Source organism: Shimia sp. MIT1388 (genome assembly GCF_047124445.1).
In the GTDB taxonomy this organism is placed as follows: domain Bacteria; phylum Pseudomonadota; class Alphaproteobacteria; order Rhodobacterales; family Rhodobacteraceae; genus Shimia.
Genome location: NZ_CP138921.1, coordinates 1,166,778 through 1,186,556, shown reverse-complemented (window position 1 = coordinate 1,186,556; position 19,779 = coordinate 1,166,778). Strand labels below are relative to the sequence as shown.

Below are 19,779 nucleotides of genomic sequence, written 5' to 3'. Positions count from 1 at the left end.
TTTAGTTTTTGATAAGGGCGCAATTGGGGCGGTAAGGTTCCAGTTTGGAAACATTGCGTTTCGACACCTGTGCAACATCTGCGCACTCTCGGTTAATCCCCTGAAAATAAATGTAATATTGATTTTTTCCATGAGTTTGTGTTAAGCCTGTTTGAGCTGGAACCACGCGGGTGAAAGGCTGAACGCCGGAAGATTGGGCGGGAGAACTCGCGTGTGGCTTGTGCGGAGGGGCAACTGCGCATGAGAGGCAAAGAGCAGCAATGACACAACATTTCACGCCTTCGGGTGGACGCGTACTGGATCAGGAACTGGACGCGCTGCAGCTATTGTTGCGGCGGATGACCGATGAGTTGGAGCGGGTGAAACACGCGTTGCAACAGGAGGGGCCGCAGGCAGCCGCAGCGGGGCGTCGGGTTCTGGCAGAAGTGCGACAGTGCATGCGATTGGCGCTATTGGTGGAGAGAGACATTGACCAGCGCACCGCAACAGACCGTCCGGCAGGACATTCACAGCTTGACCTCGACGCCGCGCGATCTTCGATCGGGCGCCGCCTGGATCGCCTCCGAGCCGCACGCGGTGCAGAGTGAGTTTTTGGACAGCCTGACGGAAGGGGAGCTCTTGGCGCTCCCCTTTTTGTTTGAGTTCTGGGCTATGCCGCATCAGTTGCCGCCAGAGGGCGACTGGAAGACCTGGGTGATCTTGGGCGGACGCGGCGCGGGGAAGACCCGTGCGGGTGCTGAGTGGATTCGATCCATGATTGAAGGCGCAAAGCCGCGGGATGAGGGAAAGGCGCGTCGGTTGGCCCTGGTGGGGGAAACCATCGATCAGGTGCGTGAGGTGATGATTTTTGGCGAAAGCGGATTGATTGCCTGTGCGCCACCGGATCGGCGACCTGTGTGGGAAGCGGGGCGTCGGCGGTTAGTTTGGCCCAACGGGGCTGTGGCGCAGGCGTTTTCGGCGCATGATCCGGAGAGCTTGCGGGGGCCGCAGTTTGATGCCGCGTGGGTGGACGAGCTTGCGAAATGGCGAAAAGGGCAGGCGACATGGGACATGTTGCAGTTTGCGCTGAGGCTGGGGGACAATCCACAACAGGTGGTGACCACAACGCCGCGCAATGTCAGCGTTTTGAAGCGGCTTCTGAAGAGTGAGAGCACGGTGCAGACCAGTGCGCCCACAAAGGCCAACCGTGCCAATTTGGCAGCGAGTTTTCTGGCCGAAGTGGAAGCGCGCTATGCGGGTACGCGGTTGGGACGGCAGGAGCTTGATGGTGTTCTAATGGAGGACGCTGAGGGGGCGTTGTGGACACGGGCGCAGTTGGATGCGCTGCAGTCTGAGGATTTGCCGGATATGGATCGGATAGTGGTGGCGGTGGATCCACCGGTCACCGGTCATGCCGGCAGCGATGAATGCGGGATTGTCGTGGTTGGCGCGATCACCAAGGGGCCGGTACAGGACTGGCGGGCCTATGTGTTGGATGACGCCACTGTGCGGGCGGCCACGCCGGATGCATGGGCGCGGGTGGCGTTGACGGCGATGGAAAGCTGGGGCGCGGACCGGCTGGTGGCGGAGGTCAATCAAGGCGGAGACCTAGTGCAGTCGGTAATCAATCAGGTGGATCCGTTGGTGCCCTTTAAGGCGGTGCGGGCCAGTCGGGGCAAAGTGGCGCGGGCGGAACCTGTGGCGGCGCTCTATGAGCAGGGACGGGTGTCGCATCGCGCGGGGCTGGGGGACCTGGAAGATCAGATGTGCCTGATGACGGCGCAGGGTTTTGTTGGCGCGGGCAGTCCGGATCGCGTGGACGCATTGGTCTGGGCGCTGCATGAGCTGATCGTGGAACAATCTGCGCATTGGCGGCGCCCGAGGCTTCGGGAGCTGTGACGCAACAGCTGCGTACGGTGAGAAAGCTGCAATTTAAGACAATTCCTTCAGAACTGTATGGGTCCAAAGCGGACGGACCAAGTTGAGCGGGTCGCCAAAGCGGCGGCGCAGAGATCCGGGAGCGGCAGAGCATGCTAGGGAAGTTTTTGCAGAAGAAGACCCCAGAGGCAGTGCCTCAGGTAAAGGCTAGCGCAACAGGCAAGGTGGTGAGCTATCACAGCGCCGGTCGCGTGGCTTGGAGCCCGCGCGATACGGTGTCACTGACCCGTACGGGGTTTGCCGCCAATCCGGTGGGGTTCCGCGCGGTGCGGATGATTGCAGAGGCGGCAGCGGCGTTGCCATTTGTGTTGCAAGATCAGCGCCAGCGGTTTGAGACCCATCCGGTTTTGAAGCTGTTGACCGCGCCAAATGGGGCGCAGGGGCAGGCGGAACTGTTTGAAGCGCTGTACGGCCAGATTTTGCTCTCTGGCGATGGCTATATGGAAGCGGTTGGCGGCGACAGTGGCACTCCGGTAGAGCTGCACGTGCTGCGCTCTGATCGGATGAGCGTTGTGCCCGGCGCGGATGGGTGGCCGGTGGGCTATGAATATGCGGTGGGTGCGCGCAAACATCGGTTTGCGGTTGGGGAGATTTCGCCGATTTGCCACATCAAGACGTTTCACCCACAAGATGACCACTATGGGCTGTCCCCAATGCAGGCGGCAGCGATGGCAATGGATGTGCACAACAGCGCTTCGCGTTGGTCCAAGGCGCTGTTGGACAATGCAGCGCGACCGTCCGGGGCGATTGTCTATCGCGGCCATGATGGGCAAGGCAGCCTGTCATCGGATCAATACGACCGATTGGTCAGTGAGATGGAGAGCCATCATCAAGGCGCGCGCAATGCAGGACGTCCGATGTTGTTGGAAGGCGGGTTGGATTGGAAACCCATGGGGTTTTCGCCAAGCGATATGGAGTTTCACAAGACAAAGGACGCGGCGGCTCGGGAGATCGCGCTGGCCTTTGGGGTTCCGCCGATGCTGCTCGGCATTCCGGGTGACGCGACCTATGCGAATTACCAAGAGGCCAATCGGGCGTTTTATCGGCTGACCGTGCTGCCGCTTGCAGCGCGGGTGACGGCGGCGGTGGGCACGTGGTTGGCGAAATACGTCGGCGAGGAGCTCACCTTGAAACCGGATTTGGATCAGGTGCCGGCCCTGGCCACAGAACGCGACGCGCAATGGGCGCGGGTGGCGGGGGCAACGTTCCTGTCGGATGCGGAGAAGCGGCGGTTGTTGGGGTTGCCAGCGGAGCCGGATGAGGGCGCCCATGGGTGATCCGAGATACGGGTTTGAGAGTTTTGATTGTGCGCCGGGGCTGCGGCTGGAGGCGCATGAGAGGGTGGCGAAGTTGCAGTTTGAGAGTTTGAACCGGCGTTTGGACAAGATCGAACAGTTGATTGAGCGGTTGGAGCGGCGGTTGTGGCTGACGGTCTATGGCGTGGTCGGGGTGATCTTGGCGCAGGCGTTTCAGTCGGTTCTGAGTGTGACGCCATGAGTGAGGAGTGTGTGATGCAAGACAGCGGTTTGGAGCGGAAGTTTGCGCGGTTCGGCGATGGATTGAACGTCGAAGACGGGCAGGTGATCAGCGGATATGCGAGCTTGTTCGGCACGGCGGATCGAGGTGGCGACATCGTGCAGAAAGGGGCCTATGGCGCGTCCTTGGAGCGGCTTTCTAAAGAGGGGCGCCAGGTGAAGATGCTGTGGCAGCATGATCCGGCGCAACCCATCGGCCTTTGGGAAGAGGTGCGGGAGGATGACCGGGGACTTTGGGTCAAAGGGCGGTTGCTCGACAATGTGGCCAAGGGGCGCGAGGCGGCGGCTCTGATTGCGGCGGGGGCGATTGACGGGCTGTCGATTGGCTACCGCACCAAGAAGGCCAGCAAGACCACACAGGGCCAGCGGCTCTTGATGGAACTGGAGCTTTGGGAGGTGTCGCTTGTGACCTTTCCGATGCTGCCCAGTGCGCGGTTGACCGCAAAAGAGGACGCTCTGCTGCCCTTGCGGGAAGCGGCGGCTTATCTGCGGAGCATCAGCCGCGGGATGGCGGCGCAGTAAGCGCCAGAACAAAAACGGGAAGTCAGTGATGAGTAAGACCGAGACAGAGTCTCGGATCGGGGAAGGCGTGTCTCCGGTCCAGGAAATGAAATCTGCCGTGGCGGAGTTCGTCAGCAGTTTCAACGCCTTTCGAGGTGACATTCACGCGGAAATCAAACAACAGAAAGAGCGATTGACCATGCTTGAACGCAAATCGACACAGGCGGCGCGGCCGCATTTGGCGGCGGCAACGGATTTTGACGCGCCACACCAGAAAGCCTTTGATGCCTATCTGCGCACGGGTGAGGATGACGGGCTGCGTGGGCTTGAGTTGGAAGGCAAAGCCATGTCCACTTCGGTGAACAGCGACGGCGGCTATCTGGTGGACCCGCAGACCGCGGAGACCATCAAATCGGTGCTCAACAGCACAGCCAGCATCCGCGCGGTAGCCAATGTGGTGACCGTTGAAGCGGGGTCTTATGACGTGCTGATTGACAGCTCGGAAACCGGCGCGGGGTGGGCTGATGAGACCAGCGCGACCACCGAAACCGGTACGCCGACCATTGAGCGCATCGCCATTCCGCTGCATGAGCTTTCGGCGTTGCCCAAAGCGTCGCAGCGGCTGTTGGATGACAGTGCATTTGACATTGAGGCCTGGCTGGCGGGGCGCATTGCCGACAAGTTTGCGCGCGCTGAGGCGGCGGCTTTTATCACCGGCGATGGGGTCGACAAGCCAACCGGCATTCTGACCCACACAGCAGTGGATGACGCCAGCTGGAGCTGGGGCAACATTGGCTATGTGCCCACGGGCGTGGATGGGGATTTTAACGGCGGTGATGCGCTGGTGGATCTGGTTTATGCCTTGGGCGCTCAATACCGCGCCAACGGCAGTTTTGTGATGAACTCCAAAACAGCCGGCGCGGTGCGCAAGCTCAAAGACGCGGATGGACGGTTCTTGTGGTCTGATGGGTTGGCGGCAGGAGAACCTGCGCGCTTGCTGGGCTATCCGGTGCTGATTGCCGAAGACATGCCAGACATTGCCAGCGGTGCCGATGCGATTGCCTTTGGCGATTTTGCGGCTGGGTACACGGTGGCGGAGCGGCCGGACCTGCGCGTGCTGCGTGATCCGTTTAGCGCCAAGCCGCATGTGCTTTTCTATGCCACAAAACGCATTGGCGGCGATGTCAGTGATTTTGCTGCAATCAAGCTGCTGCGCTTTGCGGTGAGCTGATTTCCTGGGTGGGTGGGGCGCACAAGCGCCGACATCCGGGCGCGCGTCGGACTACACACGTTGTCTGGCTTACCCCCTCCGTTGAAGCGACGTGAGGACGCGCGCCCAACAAAGACCATCGAGAATTTTGGAGTTGTTCCATGATGTTAGTCGAAGAGACCTCGGTGCCGACGGAGGCGCTGCCGGTTCAAGAGTTTCGAGATCACCTGCGGCTTGGAAGCGGGTTTTCTGACGATACGTTGCAGGACAGCGTTTTGGAGAGTTTTTTGCGCGCAGCGATCAGCGCGGTGGAAGCGCGGACCGGCAAAGTGATGTTTCAACAGACGTTTGGCTGGACGGTGTATGGCTGGCGCGATGGGGCCGCGCAGGGCTTGCCGGTGGCGCCGGTGTCTGAGGTTGTGGAGGTAACGCTGGAAGATGCGCAAGGGGCGGTGGTCGCGGTTGCGTCCAGTGCTTACCGGTTGGTCAGTGATGCGCATCACCCCTGTTTGAAGGGCGTTTCCGGGGCATTACCAAGCATTCCGAGGGATGGAAACGCCACGGTGCGGTTTGTGTCCGGATACGGCGCGAGTTGGTCGGACAGTCCCGCGGACATGCGCCAGGCGGTGCTGTTGTTGGCGGCGCATTATTACGAGTTCCGCCATGAAACCACTTTGTGCGAAGGTTGTATGCCTTTTGGCGTGGTGAGCCTGTTGGAGCGCTATCGCCCAATACGGCTGAGCGCGGGGGCGGTGTTATGAGCGGGGCGGTGACGTTGTCTCGGCGCTTGCTGCTGGAGCGACCGTTGGCGGCGCCGGACGGGGCGGGTGGATTTGCCCAGACCTGGGAAACGCTTGGCGCGGTCTGGGCCGAGGTGGTGGCGCGCGGCGGGCGTGAGACGGACGGCGGGGTCATGTCGCTTGCGGCGGCCAAGTATCGGATCACGCTGCGTGGTGCGCCTGTTGGCGCAGAGCAGCGGCCAACGCCGGAGTGTCGTTTTCGTGAAGGGGATCGGGTGTTTGCCATCGATGCGGTGACAGAGAAGGACGGGCATGGGCGGTATCTGGTCTGTCACACCACGGAAGAGGTGGCGTCATGAGTTATGGAGTTGGGGCGGCGCTGCAAGAGGCGGTCTATGCTGCATTGCAGGCGGACGCCGCGCTGAACCCTCTGGTTGGCAACGACATTTTTGACCAGTTACCGGATGGTAAGGTGCCGGATTTGTTTGTGTCTCTTGGTCCGGAAACGGTCTTGGATCGGTCCGACAAAGATGGTGACGGGGCAGAGCATCGCTTTGTGGTCTCGGTCATCGGCGAAGCAAGTGGCTTTGCCAAAGTGAAAGCGGCGGCGGCGGCGGTGAGCGACGGTTTGGTGGATGCGGACTTGAGCCTGAACCGAGGGCGGTTGGTCTTTCTGCGGTTTGATCGGGCGGTGGCCAAGCGGGACGGGCGCAAAAACATGCGCCGTGTGGATCTGCGCTTTGTGGCGCGGGTGGAAGACAATCATAGCTAGTTTGGAGAGAGATCATGGGTGCGCAAAATGGCAAAGACCTTCTGATCAAGGTGGATCTGACCGGAGCCGGGGCGTTTGAAACCGTGGCGGGGCTGCGGGCCACACGCATCAGTTTCAATGCGGAAAGTGTGGATGTGACCTCGCTTGAGAGCCAAGGCGGATGGCGCGAGTTGCTGGCTGGCGCGGGCATGAAATCGGCCGGGATCAGCGGCTCGGGCGTGTTCAAGGATGCCAGCACGGATGAGCGGGCGCGGCAAATCTTCTTTGACGGGGAAACGCCGGACTTTCAGGTGATTATCCCGGATTTCGGGATTGTTGAAGGTGCGTTTCAGATCACGTCGATTGAGTATGCGGGCAGCCACAATGGAGAGGCGACCTATGAGATGGCGATGGCCAGTGCCGGGGCGCTGAGCTTTACCGCGGTGTGATCATGGCCAATCCGTATGCGGGCGAAGTTGCGCTGACCATTGATGGGCGGCGGCATGTGTTGAAGCTCACGTTGGGGGCTTTGGCCGAGCTGGAAGCCGGGTTGGGCGAGGACACGTTGGTGGCACTGATCAGCCGGCTTGAGAGGGGCCAGTTTTCTTCACGCGATGTGCTGGCGTTGATTGTGGCGGGGCTGCGCGGCGGTGGTTGGCAGGGGGCGTCAGACTCGCTTTTGCAAGCGGAGATTGCAGGGGGCGCAATCGAGGCGGCCCGGGTGGCGGCGCAGTTGTTGGTGCGGGCATTTGGGCCTTTGACGGCGGCAGAACATGACAGCGTTTGATTGGCCGGTTTTGTTGGCCGCGGGCGTTCAGCGGCTCGGATTGCGGCCACAGGATTTTTGGCAACTCACACCGGCGGAATTGGCACTGTTGCTTGGGCAAGGCGGTGCGGAGACCTCACTCGCGCGGGCAGGGTTGAAACAGTTGATGGACGCATACCCGGATACGGAAGGAGCGGCAGGTGATGGAAGAGATTGACAGTTTTGAAGGACAGCTTGACGCGCTGGAGATGAGCCTGGGACAGGCCACGGATATGATGGCTGGCTTTGACGGGGAACTGAGCAACATGCGTAAGGTGCTCGGTGCAGCAGGGCAGGACGTGGCTTCTCTGGAGAAGAGCCTGAGCAAGGATTTGCGCAAGGCGTTCAGCGGTTTGGCCTTTGACGGTGTGAAGCTCTCGGATGCGCTAAAGACCCTGGCGTCGTCCATGATGGACACGGCATTTAATGCGGCGATGAAGCCGGTGACTGACGGGCTTGGCAAGGTTGTGACCTCTGGGATTGGTGGCCTGATGGAAGGGTTGTTGCCTTTTGCCGACGGAGCACCATTCACGCAGGGACGGGTGATGCCGTTTGCTAATGGCGGTGTGGTGAGTGGACCGGTCAGTTTCCCGATGCGCGGTGGGCGCGGGTTGATGGGCGAAGCCGGGCCAGAGGCGATTATGCCGCTGGCGCGCGGGATGGACGGCAAGCTGGGTGTGCGCAGTCAGGGCGACAGCCGTCCGGTGCAGGTGGTGATGAACATTTCCACGCCGGATGTGGATGGATTCCGCCGTTCACAAAGCCAGATTGCAACCCAGATGAGCCGCGCCTTGGGGCGGGCCAAACGCAACCGATAGGAGGCGACGATGAGTTTTCACGAAGTGCGATTTCCGGCCAGTTTGAGTTTTGGGTCTCTCGGTGGGCCTGAGCGCCGGACCGAAGTGGTGACGCTGGTCAACGGTTTTGAAGAGCGCAACACGCCCTGGGCGCATTCGCGGCGACGCTATGATGCCGGGGTTGGTATGCGGTCTCTGGATGATATTGAGACCTTGATTGCGTTTTTTGAGGCGCGACGTGGGCAGTTGCACGGGTTTCGCTGGAAAGATTGGGCGGACTTCAAGTCCTGTGCGGCCTCCAAGGGCATCGACCATCGGGATCAGGTGGTTGCCACGGGCGACGGCGCGACCACGGAGTTTCAGTTGATGAAGACCTATCAATCTGGCGAACACAGCTACGCGCGGCCCATTCGCAAACCGGTGGACGGCACCGTCACGGTGGGGCTGGAAGAGGTGTTTTTGCAGGAAGGCGACGATTTTGAGGTCGATCTGACCACTGGGATCGTGCGCTTTGACACGCCGCCGTTTTCCGGAGCGCAAATCTCAGCGGGGTTTGAGTTTGACGTGCCGGTGCGGTTTGACGCGGACAGCATTCAGACCAGTCTCGCGAGCTTCAAGGCAGGGGATCTGCCGAATGTGCCGGTGATTGAGGTGCGGATCTGATGGCGTTTCAGGCGGAGTTATTGGCGCATTTGCAGAGTGGCGAGACCACTGTGGCGCGGGCCTGGGGCATCACGCGCAAGGATGGCGTGAAGTTGGGGTTTACCGATCACGATCAGGATCTGAGCTTTGACGGGTTTGTGTTCAAAGCCGCAACTGGGTTGACAGCGAGTGCAATTGAGCAGGGGACGGGGCTGTCGGTAGGTAATGCCGAAGCCATTGGCATGTTGTGTGATGCGTCGGTCACGGATCAGGACATTGAGGCCGGGCGGCTAGATGACGCCGAAGTTGTAGCCTGGATGGTGAATTGGGCCGATGTCAGTGAACGCAGTGTGGTGTTTCGCGGTTCTATCGGGGAAATCCGCCGTACGGGCGGTGCCTTTGTCGCGGAACTGCGCGGGCTGGCAGAAAAGCTAAATGTGCCACGCGGTCGGGTCTATCAGCGCCCCTGTACCGCCGTCCTTGGGGATGCCGCGTGCCAGTTTGACGTTTCCGATACTGCGTTTCAGGTGCAGGTCTCCGTAGCGCAGGCGGATCAAGGTCGGATGTTTGACCTCGGTGCGATGTCGGGTTTTGAGGAAGGATGGTTCTCGCGCGGGCAGTTGCAGGTGGTTAGCGGCGAAGCGCAAGGTTTGAATGGCCTGATCAAGCGGGACTGGATTGCGGCAGATGGCGCGCGACAGATTGAGCTTTGGGAAGCGCTGCGAGCTGATGTGAGTGTGGGCAATGAGGTTTTGCTCACTGCAGGCTGCGATAAACGGTTTTCGACCTGTCGTACAAAGTTCTCCAATCATCTGAATTTTCAAGGGTTTCCGGACATCCCGGGCGAAGACTGGATCAAGAGTTATCCCAAAAAGAGTGGCGGGAACACCGGTGGGAGTTTGCGCTGATGGCCACGTATGGAGAGGCGGTTGTTGCAGAGGCGCGGCGTTGGATAGGCACGCCCTACGTGCATCAAGCCAGTTGTTTGGGCGGCGGCACAGATTGTCTTGGGCTGATCCGCGGCGTGTGGCGCGGGCTTAACGGCGCGGAGCCGGAAGTTGTGCCCGCCTATACCAATGATTGGTCTGAGGCGCATGGCAATGAGGTGCTGTGGCAGGCCGCAATGCGCAACTTGGTTGCCAAAGGCCTAGAGGATGAAACCTGTGGTGATGTGCTGCTGTTTCGGATGAAAGCGGGAGCCGTGGCGAAACACTTGGGGATCGTTGGGGAGGCCGGCAGGGAGCCAACTGTGATCCACGCTTATTGCGGGCATGCCGTGGTGGAAAGTCCCCTAAGCGCGCCTTGGCGGCGCCGGATCGTGGGGCGGTTTGCCTTTCCGCAAGACGTTCAGAGTACAGTTGGTAAGAGAGGGTAACGCGTTATGGCGACGTTGATTTTGGCGGCCGCCGGCGCGGCGGTTGGCGGTGCAGTGGGCGGTGGATTGGTCGGGGTGTCCTCGGTTGCCATTGGGCGGTTGGCCGGGGCCACGCTGGGGCGCGTGATCGATCAAAAGCTGATGGGGGGTGGCGCCGATGTTGTGGAAACCGGTAAGATCAACCGATTCCGGCTCACCGGCTCTGCGGAAGGCGCTGCGCAGACCCGGGTGTTTGGGCGGGTTCGCGTGGCGGGGCAGGTGATCTGGGCCACACGGTTTTCGGAGACTTATGAGGAAACAGGCGGGGGCAAAGGCATGCCCCAAGCGCCCAAGACCCGTGCTTACAGTTACTCAGTTTCGCTTGCGATTGCCCTGTGTGAGGGGGAGATTTTGCGGGTTGGACGCATTTGGGCGGACGGTGACGAGATTGGTCGCGAGGAGCTGAACCTGCGAGTCTATACAGGCTCGGACATTCAGATGCCGGACCCCAAAATGGAGGCGGTTGAAGGAGCAGGGACTGTGCCAGCGTATCGTGGCACAGCCTATGTCGTGATCGAAGACCTCGAGCTGGGACGGTTTGGCAACCGCGTGCCGCAGTTCAATTTTGAAGTTGTGCGGGCAACGCCAAGGGACGTGCCTGAGGGCGCGGCCGACTACAGTGAAACTGTGCGGGCCGTGGCGTTGATGCCGGGTACAGGGGAGTATTCTTTGGCAACCACGCCGGTCTACTGCCGCCAGGCGGATGGCGAAACAAAGGTGGCCAATGAGCACACGCCGTCTGGCCTGACCAACTTTGTGACCTCTCACCAGGATTTGCAGGAAGAATTGCCTAAGTGTGGCGCGGCCTCGTTGATCGTGAGCTGGTTTGGGGATGACCTGCGCATGGCGGATTGCCAGCTGCGCCCCAAGGTTGAGGATGCTGAGGTGGACGGGGACAACATGCCGTGGCGCGTATCTGGAGTGGCGCGTGGGGAGGCTGAGGTTATCGCCAAACTGGATGGGCGGCCCGTCTATGGGGGAACACCGGCGGACGAAGCCGTTGTTCAGGCCATTCGTCACATGGATGATCAGGGCACTAAAGTGACGTTTTACCCCTTCATTCTGATGGAACAGATGGCGGGGAACGGGTTGCCAAACCCTTGGGACGGTGGAGCGGACCAGCCGGTGTTGCCGTGGCGGGGGCGGATTACAACTTCAAAAGCACAGGGGCAAAGTGGGTCTCCTGATGGGACCGCGCAGGCGGATGCCGAGGTGGCAGCGTTTTTCGGTACGGCCACGGCGGCGGATTTTCAGGTGGGCTCAGACAGCGTGACGTATTCCGGGCCCTCTGAGTGGTCTTACCGGCGTTTTATTCTGCACTATGCAGCGCTTTGTGCGGCTGCTGGCGGCGTGGAAGCCTTTTGTATCGGATCTGAGATGCGCGGCCTGACGCAGGTGCGCGGCGCAACGGGTTTTCCGGCTGTTCAAGCACTAAAAAGTCTGGCGCAAGAGGTGCGCACTTTGTTGGGCCCGGAGGTAAAACTCGGATATGCGGCGGATTGGTCAGAGTATTTTGGCTATCAACCGCAGGATGGCTCTGGCGATGTGTATTTCCACCTTGATCCGCTTTGGTCGGACCCAGAGATCGATTTTGTCGGCATCGACAACTACATGCCGCTAACGGATTGGCGGGACAAGGAAGTGCATTTGGACAAGGAGGATTGGCGCGGGCCTCAGGATATTGCCTACCTGAAAGCCAACATCGAAGGGGGCGAGGGGTTTGATTGGTATTATGCCTCGGCTGAAGCGCGTGCGGATCAGGACCGCACAGCGATCTCCGATGGCGCTCATAATGAACCATGGGTGTATCGCTATAAAGATTTACGGAATTGGTGGGGGCAAGCGCACCACGAGCGGATTGGTGGCGTGCGGCAAACCTCGCCAACAAATTGGCAGCCGCAAAGTAAGCCCATTTGGTTTACAGAAATAGGCTGCGCCGCTATCGATAAAGGCGCCAATCAGCCCAATAAGTTCCTGGACGAGAAGTCCTCGGAGTCCGCAACCCCGTATTTTTCCAATGGGTTGCGAGAGGATGCCGTGCAGCAGCGATATTACCAAGCGCTTCACGAACATTACGCGGATCCTGAGATGAACCCGGTGTCCGCTGTCTATGGTGAACCTATGGTGGACCGCGATCATATGTTTGCCTGGGCCTGGGATGCGCGTCCGTTTCCGGCTTTTCCCAATGAGCGAGACCTTTGGAGCGATGGAGGCAATTTTCACAAAGGCCATTGGATCAACGGGCGTGTGAGTAATCGCACGTTGGCTTCAGTGGTGGAGGAGGTCTGTTTGAATGCCGGCATTGTGGACTACGATGTGTCTGGCTTGACCGGCGTGGTTCGCGGCTTTGAGCAAGGTGATGTGTCTGATGGGCGCGCTGCCTTGCAGCCGTTGATGTTGCGACACGGGTTTGATGCGGTTGAGCGGGACGGTGTGCTGCGCTTTGTCATGCGTGGCGATCAAACAAGATGTTTGGTTGATCCGGAAGAGTGCGCGGAAATTAAAGAGATCGAGGGGGATATTGAGTTCACGCGGCAATCAGATGCGGAATTGGCAGGCCGCGTACGCTTGAACTTTGTGCAGGCGGAACGGGATTTTGAGGTCGTGTCCGAAGAGGCCATTCTACACGACGAGGCCACTTTTGCCGTTGCACACAGCGAGGTCGAAGAGGTTCTGACGCGAGCCGAGGGGCGGCAGACTGCCGAGCGGTGGCTGGCGGAAGCACGAGTTGCGCGGGATCGCGTGAAACTGGCCTTGCCCCCTAGCAAAATGAACATAGGGGCGGGTGATCTTGTCGAGGTACCGTCGGCAACCGGGGAAACACAGGCGTATCGGATGGATCGGCTGACCCAACAGGGCGCGCAGGTTTTGGAAGGCGCGCGCACAGAACTGGCGCTGTATAAAACGGCTGAAATGCCGGAGGATGTCGTGCGCAAAAACCGGATTGTTCCGCCTGTGCCAGTGCAAACACTGTTTTTGGATTTGCCTTTGATCACAGGGGACGAGCAGCCCCACGCGCCGCACATTGCAGTAACAGGACGCCCTTGGCCGGGCGCTGTTGCGGTGTTTGCCAGTGATCGCGATGAGGGGTACGCACTGGATACTTTGGTTGAAGGCAGTGCGATGGTGGGCGTGACGGAAACGCCACTTTTGCGAACCGGTGCTGGGATTTGGGATCAGGGTGACCCACTGCATGTGCGCATGGTGAACGGCGCGTTGCGCAGTGTGAGCGCGCAGGACGTGCTCAACGGGCAAAACCTGGCGTTTATCGGCGGTGGGGCGCCTGGCAATTGGGAGGCTATACAGTTTCAGAATGCCGAACTGATCGGGGAGGATCGCTTTGCTTTGTCTAAACGGCTTCGCGGGCAGTTGGGCACGGATTCTTTGGCGCCTGAGGTTTGGCCAGCAGGTAGCTGGGTTGTGTTCAGATCATCTCAACTGACACAGTTGCCACTGGCGCGTCATCATCGCGGGCAGGTAAGGCACTATCGGATTGGGCCAGCGCAACGTGGGTTGAATGAGCCGAGCTACACCCATCGCGTGGAGAGTTTTGATGGCAACGGCCTGCGGCCCTATGCCCCTGTGCATTTGGCCCAACGGACGCAAGCCTCTGGTGACATAGACATCAGTTGGATACGGCGGGCGCGCGTAGATGCGGACAGTTGGGACGGGTTTGAGGTGCCGCTGGGCGAAGAAAACGAGCGTTATCTGCTGCGCGTTCGACGGGAAGATGTTGTCGTGCGAGAGGTACAAGTATCAGAACCCAAATGGCAATACCGCGCAAGTGATCAGACTACGGATGGTGGTGTCGCGGGCCTCGCGGTTGATGTGGCGCAGATTTCAGCAGTGTTTGGGTCGGGGCCGTTTCGATCCATTTCACTGGGGGGCTGAGGCCAAAAACCCCCGGGCTTCACCAACTTGTGTTTCATTCGATTTGCTTTTTGGGGTCTTCACACCTTTGAATTTGCGGCGCTTTGCCTAGGTGGTGTAGACTGGCAGGGAGAAAAGGGGATCAGGATGGCTGAGACGCAACCCAAAGTGACCGAACTTGACCCGGTCTGGCAGCGCATTACGCGAGAAGCGGAAGAGGCGGTAAAGGAAGAGCCGTTGATGGGCGGCTTGGTGCATGCCTGTGTTTTGCACCATCGCACCATTGAACGCGCGTTGAGTTATCGTTTTGCCGCTAAGCTATCGTCCAACGAGATGTCGATGGTGATCCTGCGGGAGATCGCGGATGAGGCCTTTGCCTCTGATCCTTCGATTGCGGAATCCGCGCGGGCGGATTTGAGTGCGATCTATGACCGCGATCCGGCGTGCCATCGTCTGTTGCAGCCGATCCTGTATTTCAAAGGCTATCAAGCCGTGCAGGCCTATCGCATTGGCAATTGGCTATGGCGTCAGGGGCGTACGGATTTGGCGTACTTCATCCAGATGCGCACCAGTGAGATCTTTGGCATCGACATTCATCCGGCTGCCAAGATTGGCAAAGGCATCATGATCGACCACGCACACTCCATCGTGATTGGTGAAACCGCTGTGGTGGGTGACAATGTGTCGATGCTGCACTCGGTGACGCTTGGCGGGACCGGCAAAGAAGAAGAGGACCGCCATCCAAAAATTGGCGATGGTGTGTTGATTGGCGCTGGAGCCAAGGTGCTGGGTAACATCAAAGTAGGGCATTGCAGTCGTGTAGCCGCTGGTTCGGTTGTGCTACAGGAAGTGCCGCCATGTTCGACCGTAGCCGGTGTGCCGGCCAAAGTGGTTGGCGAGGCGGGCTGTGATCAGCCAGCTGTGAATATGAATCAGGATATTGGTGACTGTAGCAAAGGCTGACAGTCCGTTGATTAAAAAGAAAAAGGACCGCTTGGTGCGGTCCTTTTTTGTTGTCTGACGCCTAGGCTCAGGCCAGCATTGCCATTGGGTTTTCCAAATTGTCGACAATGGAGTTGAGCAGTTGCGCTCCCAAGGCACCATCAATCACGCGGTGATCGACGGACAGGGTCACGGACATCACAGTTGCGACTTCGAGGTCACCGTCGGCGTTCACAATCGGTTTTTTGGTGCCTGCGCCAACCGCGAGAATTGCGCCATGTGGCGGGTTGATCACCGCATCAAAGTTGTCGATGCCGAACATGCCGAGGTTGGAGATGGCAAAGCTGCCGCCTTGGTACTCATGTGGGGCCAGTTTGCGATCTCGGGCACGAGTGGCGAGGTCTTTCATTTCCGCTGAGAGCGCGGAGAGCGACTTCATCTCGGCGTCTTTGAGCACTGGCGTGAACAGACCACCTTCGATCGCCACAGCAACCGCTACGTCAGAAGGCGACAGTTTCAGGATGCGGTCGTTGGCCCAAACGGCGTTAGCTTCTGGCACTTCTTGCAGAGCCAGCGCGCAGGCTTTGATGATGAAGTCATTCACCGACAGCTTGGCACCGCGTTTCTCCAGCTGTTTGTTGAGCTGGCTGCGGAAGGCCAAGAGGGCATCCAGCTTGATGTCCCGACGTAGATAGAAATGCGGGATCGACTGTTTGGCCTCGGTGAGCCGGGCGGCAATGGTCTTGCGCATCCCGTCCAGAGCAACTTCTTCGAAATTGCGGTCCGCGTACATTTTGAGGACTGTGTCGGTGTCCGGACCGCTGGGCAGCTTGGCTGCTGACGCCGGTGCGGAAGGTTTAGCCGCAGTGGCCATTGGCTGAGAAGCTGGGGTAGCAGTTGCGCCTTCAACATCTGCCTTAACGATGCGTCCCCGTGGGCCAGACCCCTGAATGGTCGCGAGGTCCAAGCCTTTGTTGGCTGCAATGCGGCGCGCGAGCGGTGAGGCAAAGATGCGGTTCCCGTCTGCGGCCACTGGAGCGGCGGGCGCTGCGGGGGCAGGAGCCTGCGAAGTCTCGTTTGGTACGGCTTCAGGTGTACTCGCGGTCACTGAGGCAGGCGCGGCAGCCGGTGTGGCACCGATATCATCTGCGCTTTCGCCGTCTTCGAGCAAAATGGCGATGGGCGAGTTCACCGCAACGCCCTCAGAACCTTCCGGCACCAGGATTTTGCCGATCACGCCGTCCTCGACGGCTTCAAACTCCATCGTGGCCTTGTCGGTTTCAATCTCCGCCAGCAGGTCACCAGAGGACACTTCGTCGCCTTCTTTGACCAACCATTTGGCCAGAGTGCCCTCTTCCATGGTGGGCGAAAGTGCGGGCATGAGGATTTCAGTGGGCATTTATGAATCTCCCTTCGGTGCACAGTCTTTTGACGAGAGACGTGCGCAGTGGGTTTGAATTTCTGTGACGATGCCGCCGTCCGTTCTCAAGAATACGGGACCAGCTGCCAAGCCTTCAGTACCTTTGGCAAAATCAAAAATGCCAAGGTCTTTAAGCTGTGATTGCGCGGTTGATGCGTTGAGGTTGAGCCAATGTGGCTCAACCATTGCTTTGAGAACATCGCTTTCTTGGCGCAGAGCGTCTTGTTCCGCATGGCAATGAGTTAGGCCAATACCATGATCTAGGGCGTCGGCCGCTTCTGTTGCCCAAGTAAACACAAAAAAGCCAGTTGCACCAATGGCGATACCTAATGTCACGCTAGGCCAATTCATCACCGATAGGTCACTTGTTTCACTGCCGCGATGACCTCATCTGTGGTCGTCAGTGCCAGTTTTTCGAGGTTGGCCGCGTAAGGCATCGGGACGTCTTTGCCGGTGCAGTTGATCACCGGGGCGTCCAGATAGTCAAATGCGCGCTCCATGATGGTGGCCGAAAGATGGTTGCCGATGGAGCCCACTGGCCAGCCTTCTTCCACGGTCACACAGCGGTTGGTTTTCATCACCGAAGCAATCACTGTGTCATAGTCGATCGGGCGCAGGGTGCGCAGGTCGATGACCTCGGCGGAGATGCCGTCTTCTGCCAGCTTATCAGCGGCTTCGAGGGCGTATTGCATGCCAATGCCGAAGCTGACGATGGTCACGTCAGAGCCTTCGCGCCAGATGCGGGCCTTGCCGAAAGGAATGGTGAAATCATCCATGGCAGGCACTTCGAAGCTGCGGCCGTACATGATTTCGTTTTCTAGGAAAATCACAGGGTTTGGATCCCGGATTGCGGATTTGAGCAACCCTTTGGCGTCCGACGCCGAGTAGGGCATCGCCACCTTAAGGCCCGGTATTTGTGCATACCAGGCTGCATAATCCTGACTGTGTTGCGCACCTACTCGGGCGGCGGCGCCATTGGGACCACGGAATACCATGGGTGCGCCCATTTGACCGCCGGACATATAGAGTGTTTTGGCGGCGGAATTGATAATTTGGTCAACGGCTTGCATGGCGAAGTTGAATGTCATGAACTCGACAATTGGCTTCAAGCCGCCAAAGGCTGCACCCACTGCTATGCCTGCAAAGCCATGCTCGGTGATCGGCGTGTCGATGACCCGCTTGCTGCCAAACTCGTCCAGCAGACCCTGGCTGACTTTATAGGCGCCTTGATACTCTGCGACCTCTTCGCCCATTAGGTAAACGTCTTCGTCACCGCGCATCTCTTCGGCCATGGCGTCCCGCAGTGCTTCGCGCACGGTTTGGGTCTTCATGGGGGTGCCTTCCGGCCAATCGGGCGTCAAATCCGGCGCTGGCGCGGCTTGTGCCGGCACAGAAGCAGGGGCTTCGGCGGCAGGAGTTGGTGCGCTGGCATCAGACGCTGCTGGAGCTGCCTCAACAGCGCTGACGTCTTCGCCCTCTTCAGCTAGAATGGCGATGGCTGTGTTGACGGCCACACCTTCGGTGCCTTCAGCCACCAGGATTTTGCCAATCACACCTTCATCGACGGCCTCAAACTCCATTGTGGCCTTGTCGGTTTCGATTTCGGCAAGGATATCACCGGATTGCACGGTGTCGCCTTCTTTGACTAGCCATTTGGCCAGTGTGCCTTCTTCCATGGTCGGAGAGAGGGCGGGCATGAGAATTTCTGTTGCCATTTTTGTGTCCTCTCGTTGGTTTACGCGTAGATGTCGGTCCAGAGTTCGGACTCGTCTGGCAGGGGGCTTTCCTTGGCGAAGTCCGCCGAGGCATTCACGATGGCTTTGATCTCTTTGTCGATTGCTTTCAGATCGTCCTCGGACGCGTGTTTGCCGGTCAAGAGCATCTGACGCACGCTTTCAATCGGGTCACGTTCTTCACGCATTTTTTGCACTTCCTCGCGGGTGCGGTACTTTGCGGGATCGGACATCGAGTGGCCGCGATAGCGGTAGGTTTTGACCTCAAGGATGTAGGGGCCCTTGCCGGAGCGGCAATGCTTCACGGCACGCTCACCAGCATCTTTGACGGCCAGAACGTCCATGCCGTCGACCATTTCTCCTGGAATGCCAAAGGCTTCGCCGCGTTTGTAAATGTCCTGTGAGGAGGTGGAGCGGGCTTGTGCAGTGCCCATGGCGTATTGGTTGTTTTCAATCACGAACACCACAGGGAGGTCCCAGAGCGCGGCCATGTTGAAGGTCTCGTAAACTTGACCTTGGTTGGCAGCACCGTCGCCGAAATAGGTGAAGGTCACGCGGCCGTTGTCCTTGTATTTGTCTGCAAAGGCAAGGCCAGCGCCAAGTGGAACCTGCGCGCCGACAATGCCGTGGCCGCCGTAGAAATGCTTCTCTTTCGAGAACATGTGCATGGAGCCGCCTTTGCCTTTGGAGTAGCCGCCCTCGCGGCCAGTCAACTCAGCCATCACACCGTTGGCGTCCATGCCGCAGGCCAGCATATGGCCGTGGTCGCGGTAAGATGTGATGCGCTTGTCACCTTCTTCCGTTGCGGCCTCAAGGCCCACAACCACGGCTTCCTGGCCGATGTAGAGGTGGCAGAAACCGCCGATTAAGCCCATGCCGTAGAGTTGGCCGGCCTTCTCTTCGAAGCGGCGGATCAACAGCATGTCGCGGTAGTATTGCGTGAGTTCTTCGCCCGAGACGTTGGGCTTCTTTGCAGCACGTTTTGCCGCCATGGTGGCTCCTCCCAAAGACAAAATGGTTTAGTATTAAACCATACTTGCAGGAAGGGTAGCGGATCACCGCATGGGTTGCGAGTGGAAAAAGGTCTGTATTGTCAGGATGTTCGCGGATTTAGCGAATGACAAGCTCGTCGGCGCGGATCATGCCAAGCACGTCGCGGGCCTGTTGATCCAGCAAATCAAGGTCCAGATAGCTGTCAGACAGACGGCGGGTGAGGTTTTCCATATGGGCCACTTCCGCCTGCGCCAGAGCCAGCTCTGCTTCAAGCTGCTGCTTTTCCGCCAGGATCTCCACACGACGGAACAGGCCGTAGTCCCCTTGCACGGCGGCGAAGGTGAAATAGGTTGCCAGCGTGAAAGCGATGCCAAAAAACGCAAGCGCGCCAAGGGCCGGTTTGGTGGATGATGCTGTCATTTTTGCCTCTGAGTGCGGCTTTGCGCCGTCTGATTTCTTTATATCTTAGGTGATTCGCTGTGTGAATCCCTTAACGACAAGTTTTTTCA

The 19,779-nt window shown here is 59.1% G+C and carries 23 protein-coding genes; 18 read left to right on the top strand and 5 right to left on the bottom strand.

Translation table 11 applies throughout. The annotated features are described in order from the left end of the window. Positions 1-260: 260 nt before the first annotated feature. The 18 genes from SIB92_RS05805 to cysE all read left to right on the top strand — a co-directional run bounded on the left by SIB92_RS05805 (position 261) and on the right by cysE (position 15,145). Positions 261-587 (top strand): hypothetical protein, encoded by a 327-nt coding sequence (locus SIB92_RS05805; protein WP_412554914.1) that lies wholly within the window; start codon positions 261-263, stop codon positions 585-587. Beyond that, positions 514-1,878 (top strand): DNA-packaging protein, encoded by a 1,365-nt coding sequence (locus SIB92_RS05800; RefSeq protein WP_412554913.1) that lies wholly within the window; start codon positions 514-516, stop codon positions 1,876-1,878. Before SIB92_RS05805 ends, SIB92_RS05800 begins: the two co-directional genes overlap by 74 nt. A gap of 131 nt (positions 1,879-2,009) precedes the next feature. Next, positions 2,010-3,194 carry a phage portal protein gene (locus tag SIB92_RS05795; RefSeq protein WP_412554912.1) on the top strand — a complete coding sequence of 395 codons (1,185 nt, stop codon included), beginning with the start codon at positions 2,010-2,012 and terminating at the stop codon, positions 3,192-3,194. Next, positions 3,187-3,414, top strand: coding sequence for a hypothetical protein (locus SIB92_RS05790; protein WP_294115113.1), 228 nt, complete (start codon positions 3,187-3,189; stop codon positions 3,412-3,414). The genes SIB92_RS05795 and SIB92_RS05790 overlap by 8 nt, the downstream gene beginning before the upstream one ends. Before the next feature lie 14 nt (positions 3,415-3,428). Beyond that, the gene (locus tag SIB92_RS05785) at positions 3,429-3,974 is read left to right on the top strand and encodes an HK97 family phage prohead protease (protein WP_412554911.1); all 546 of its coding nucleotides are present in this window, start codon (positions 3,429-3,431) and stop codon (positions 3,972-3,974) included. 28 nt (positions 3,975-4,002) lie between these two features. Then, positions 4,003-5,184 (top strand): phage major capsid protein, encoded by a 1,182-nt coding sequence (locus SIB92_RS05780; protein ID WP_412554910.1) that lies wholly within the window; start codon positions 4,003-4,005, stop codon positions 5,182-5,184. Positions 5,185-5,324: 140 nt separating this feature from the next. After that, positions 5,325-5,924: a hypothetical protein gene (locus tag SIB92_RS05775; RefSeq protein WP_412554909.1), complete on the top strand. Its 600-nt coding sequence runs from the start codon at positions 5,325-5,327 to the stop codon at positions 5,922-5,924. Then, on the top strand, positions 5,921-6,262 hold the full coding sequence (locus tag SIB92_RS05770) for a head-tail adaptor protein (RefSeq protein WP_412554908.1): 342 nt from the start codon (positions 5,921-5,923) through the stop codon (positions 6,260-6,262). The genes SIB92_RS05775 and SIB92_RS05770 overlap by 4 nt, the downstream gene beginning before the upstream one ends. Beyond that, entirely contained in the window at positions 6,259-6,675 is a 417-nt protein-coding gene (locus tag SIB92_RS05765) for a DUF3168 domain-containing protein (protein WP_412554907.1), read from the top strand. The genes SIB92_RS05770 and SIB92_RS05765 overlap by 4 nt, the downstream gene beginning before the upstream one ends. A 14-nt stretch (positions 6,676-6,689) precedes the next feature. Further along, positions 6,690-7,103 (top strand): phage major tail protein, TP901-1 family, encoded by a 414-nt coding sequence (locus SIB92_RS05760; protein ID WP_294115103.1) that lies wholly within the window; start codon positions 6,690-6,692, stop codon positions 7,101-7,103. Positions 7,104-7,105: 2 nt separating this feature from the next. Continuing rightward, a complete protein-coding gene (locus SIB92_RS05755; RefSeq protein WP_412554906.1) occupies positions 7,106-7,441 on the top strand; it encodes a gene transfer agent family protein in 336 nt (111 codons plus the stop codon). Further along, entirely contained in the window at positions 7,428-7,637 is a 210-nt protein-coding gene (locus tag SIB92_RS05750; protein WP_412554905.1) for a rcc01693 family protein, read from the top strand. The genes SIB92_RS05755 and SIB92_RS05750 overlap by 14 nt, the downstream gene beginning before the upstream one ends. Then, positions 7,624-8,277, top strand: a complete 654-nt coding sequence (locus SIB92_RS05745) for a phage tail tape measure protein (protein WP_412554904.1) — start codon at positions 7,624-7,626, stop codon at positions 8,275-8,277. Before SIB92_RS05750 ends, SIB92_RS05745 begins: the two co-directional genes overlap by 14 nt. Positions 8,278-8,286: 9 nt before the next feature. Further along, on the top strand, positions 8,287-8,919 hold the full coding sequence (locus SIB92_RS05740) for a TIGR02217 family protein (RefSeq protein ID WP_412554903.1): 633 nt from the start codon (positions 8,287-8,289) through the stop codon (positions 8,917-8,919). Further along, positions 8,919-9,806 (top strand): DUF2163 domain-containing protein, encoded by an 888-nt coding sequence (locus tag SIB92_RS05735; RefSeq protein ID WP_412554902.1) that lies wholly within the window; start codon positions 8,919-8,921, stop codon positions 9,804-9,806. The genes SIB92_RS05740 and SIB92_RS05735 overlap by 1 nt, the downstream gene beginning before the upstream one ends. Further along, on the top strand, positions 9,806-10,273 hold the full coding sequence (locus tag SIB92_RS05730) for a peptidase (RefSeq protein WP_412554901.1): 468 nt from the start codon (positions 9,806-9,808) through the stop codon (positions 10,271-10,273). Before SIB92_RS05735 ends, SIB92_RS05730 begins: the two co-directional genes overlap by 1 nt. A gap of 6 nt (positions 10,274-10,279) precedes the next feature. Then, positions 10,280-14,203: a glycoside hydrolase/phage tail family protein gene (locus tag SIB92_RS05725; protein ID WP_412554900.1), complete on the top strand. Its 3,924-nt coding sequence runs from the start codon at positions 10,280-10,282 to the stop codon at positions 14,201-14,203. A gap of 126 nt (positions 14,204-14,329) precedes the next feature. Beyond that, positions 14,330-15,145, top strand: a complete 816-nt coding sequence (gene cysE / locus SIB92_RS05720) for a serine O-acetyltransferase (protein WP_412554899.1) — start codon at positions 14,330-14,332, stop codon at positions 15,143-15,145. Between the two features lie 67 nt (positions 15,146-15,212). Here the strand turns inward: cysE and SIB92_RS05715 are convergent, their stop codons facing one another. The 5 genes from SIB92_RS05715 to SIB92_RS05695 all read right to left on the bottom strand — a co-directional run bounded on the left by SIB92_RS05715 (position 15,213) and on the right by SIB92_RS05695 (position 19,690). Further along, on the bottom strand, positions 15,213-16,523 hold the full coding sequence (locus tag SIB92_RS05715) for a pyruvate dehydrogenase complex dihydrolipoamide acetyltransferase (protein WP_412554898.1): 1,311 nt from the start codon (positions 16,521-16,523) through the stop codon (positions 15,213-15,215). Then, positions 16,524-16,880, bottom strand: a complete 357-nt coding sequence (locus SIB92_RS05710) for a hypothetical protein (protein ID WP_412554897.1) — start codon at positions 16,878-16,880, stop codon at positions 16,524-16,526. 14 nt (positions 16,881-16,894) lie between these two features. Continuing rightward, the gene (locus SIB92_RS05705; protein WP_412554896.1) at positions 16,895-18,259 is read right to left on the bottom strand and encodes a pyruvate dehydrogenase complex E1 component subunit beta; all 1,365 of its coding nucleotides are present in this window, start codon (positions 18,257-18,259) and stop codon (positions 16,895-16,897) included. Positions 18,260-18,279: 20 nt separating this feature from the next. Further along, entirely contained in the window at positions 18,280-19,269 is a 990-nt protein-coding gene (gene pdhA / locus SIB92_RS05700; protein ID WP_412554895.1) for a pyruvate dehydrogenase (acetyl-transferring) E1 component subunit alpha, read from the bottom strand. A 118-nt stretch (positions 19,270-19,387) separates the two neighbouring features. After that, positions 19,388-19,690, bottom strand: coding sequence for an FtsB family cell division protein (locus SIB92_RS05695; protein WP_294229114.1), 303 nt, complete (start codon positions 19,688-19,690; stop codon positions 19,388-19,390). Positions 19,691-19,779: the final 89 nt, after the last annotated feature.

Bases quoted from the DNA above. Each gene is read 5' to 3' on its own strand.
- SIB92_RS05805 (WP_412554914.1), top strand. From the start codon at position 261: ATGACACAACATTTCACGCCTTCGGGTGGACGCGTACTGGATCAGGAA.
- SIB92_RS05795 (WP_412554912.1), top strand. From the start codon at position 2,010: ATGCTAGGGAAGTTTTTGCAGAAGAAGACCCCAGAGGCAGTGCCTCAG.
- SIB92_RS05790 (WP_294115113.1), top strand. From the start codon at position 3,187: ATGGGTGATCCGAGATACGGGTTTGAGAGTTTTGATTGTGCGCCGGGG.
- SIB92_RS05785 (WP_412554911.1), top strand. From the start codon at position 3,429: ATGCAAGACAGCGGTTTGGAGCGGAAGTTTGCGCGGTTCGGCGATGGA.
- SIB92_RS05780 (WP_412554910.1), top strand. From the start codon at position 4,003: ATGAGTAAGACCGAGACAGAGTCTCGGATCGGGGAAGGCGTGTCTCCG.
- SIB92_RS05775 (WP_412554909.1), top strand. From the start codon at position 5,325: ATGATGTTAGTCGAAGAGACCTCGGTGCCGACGGAGGCGCTGCCGGTT.
- SIB92_RS05770 (WP_412554908.1), top strand. From the start codon at position 5,921: ATGAGCGGGGCGGTGACGTTGTCTCGGCGCTTGCTGCTGGAGCGACCG.
- SIB92_RS05765 (WP_412554907.1), top strand. From the start codon at position 6,259: ATGAGTTATGGAGTTGGGGCGGCGCTGCAAGAGGCGGTCTATGCTGCA.
- SIB92_RS05760 (WP_294115103.1), top strand. From the start codon at position 6,690: ATGGGTGCGCAAAATGGCAAAGACCTTCTGATCAAGGTGGATCTGACC.
- SIB92_RS05755 (WP_412554906.1), top strand. From the start codon at position 7,106: ATGGCCAATCCGTATGCGGGCGAAGTTGCGCTGACCATTGATGGGCGG.
- SIB92_RS05750 (WP_412554905.1), top strand. From the start codon at position 7,428: ATGACAGCGTTTGATTGGCCGGTTTTGTTGGCCGCGGGCGTTCAGCGG.
- SIB92_RS05745 (WP_412554904.1), top strand. From the start codon at position 7,624: ATGGAAGAGATTGACAGTTTTGAAGGACAGCTTGACGCGCTGGAGATG.
- SIB92_RS05740 (WP_412554903.1), top strand. From the start codon at position 8,287: ATGAGTTTTCACGAAGTGCGATTTCCGGCCAGTTTGAGTTTTGGGTCT.
- SIB92_RS05735 (WP_412554902.1), top strand. From the start codon at position 8,919: ATGGCGTTTCAGGCGGAGTTATTGGCGCATTTGCAGAGTGGCGAGACC.
- SIB92_RS05730 (WP_412554901.1), top strand. From the start codon at position 9,806: ATGGCCACGTATGGAGAGGCGGTTGTTGCAGAGGCGCGGCGTTGGATA.
- SIB92_RS05725 (WP_412554900.1), top strand. From the start codon at position 10,280: ATGGCGACGTTGATTTTGGCGGCCGCCGGCGCGGCGGTTGGCGGTGCA.
- cysE (WP_412554899.1), top strand. From the start codon at position 14,330: ATGGCTGAGACGCAACCCAAAGTGACCGAACTTGACCCGGTCTGGCAG.
- SIB92_RS05715 (WP_412554898.1), bottom strand. From the start codon at position 16,523: ATGCCCACTGAAATCCTCATGCCCGCACTTTCGCCCACCATGGAAGAG.
- SIB92_RS05705 (WP_412554896.1), bottom strand. From the start codon at position 18,259: ATGGCAACAGAAATTCTCATGCCCGCCCTCTCTCCGACCATGGAAGAA.
- pdhA (WP_412554895.1), bottom strand. From the start codon at position 19,269: ATGGCGGCAAAACGTGCTGCAAAGAAGCCCAACGTCTCGGGCGAAGAA.
- SIB92_RS05695 (WP_294229114.1), bottom strand. From the start codon at position 19,690: ATGACAGCATCATCCACCAAACCGGCCCTTGGCGCGCTTGCGTTTTTT.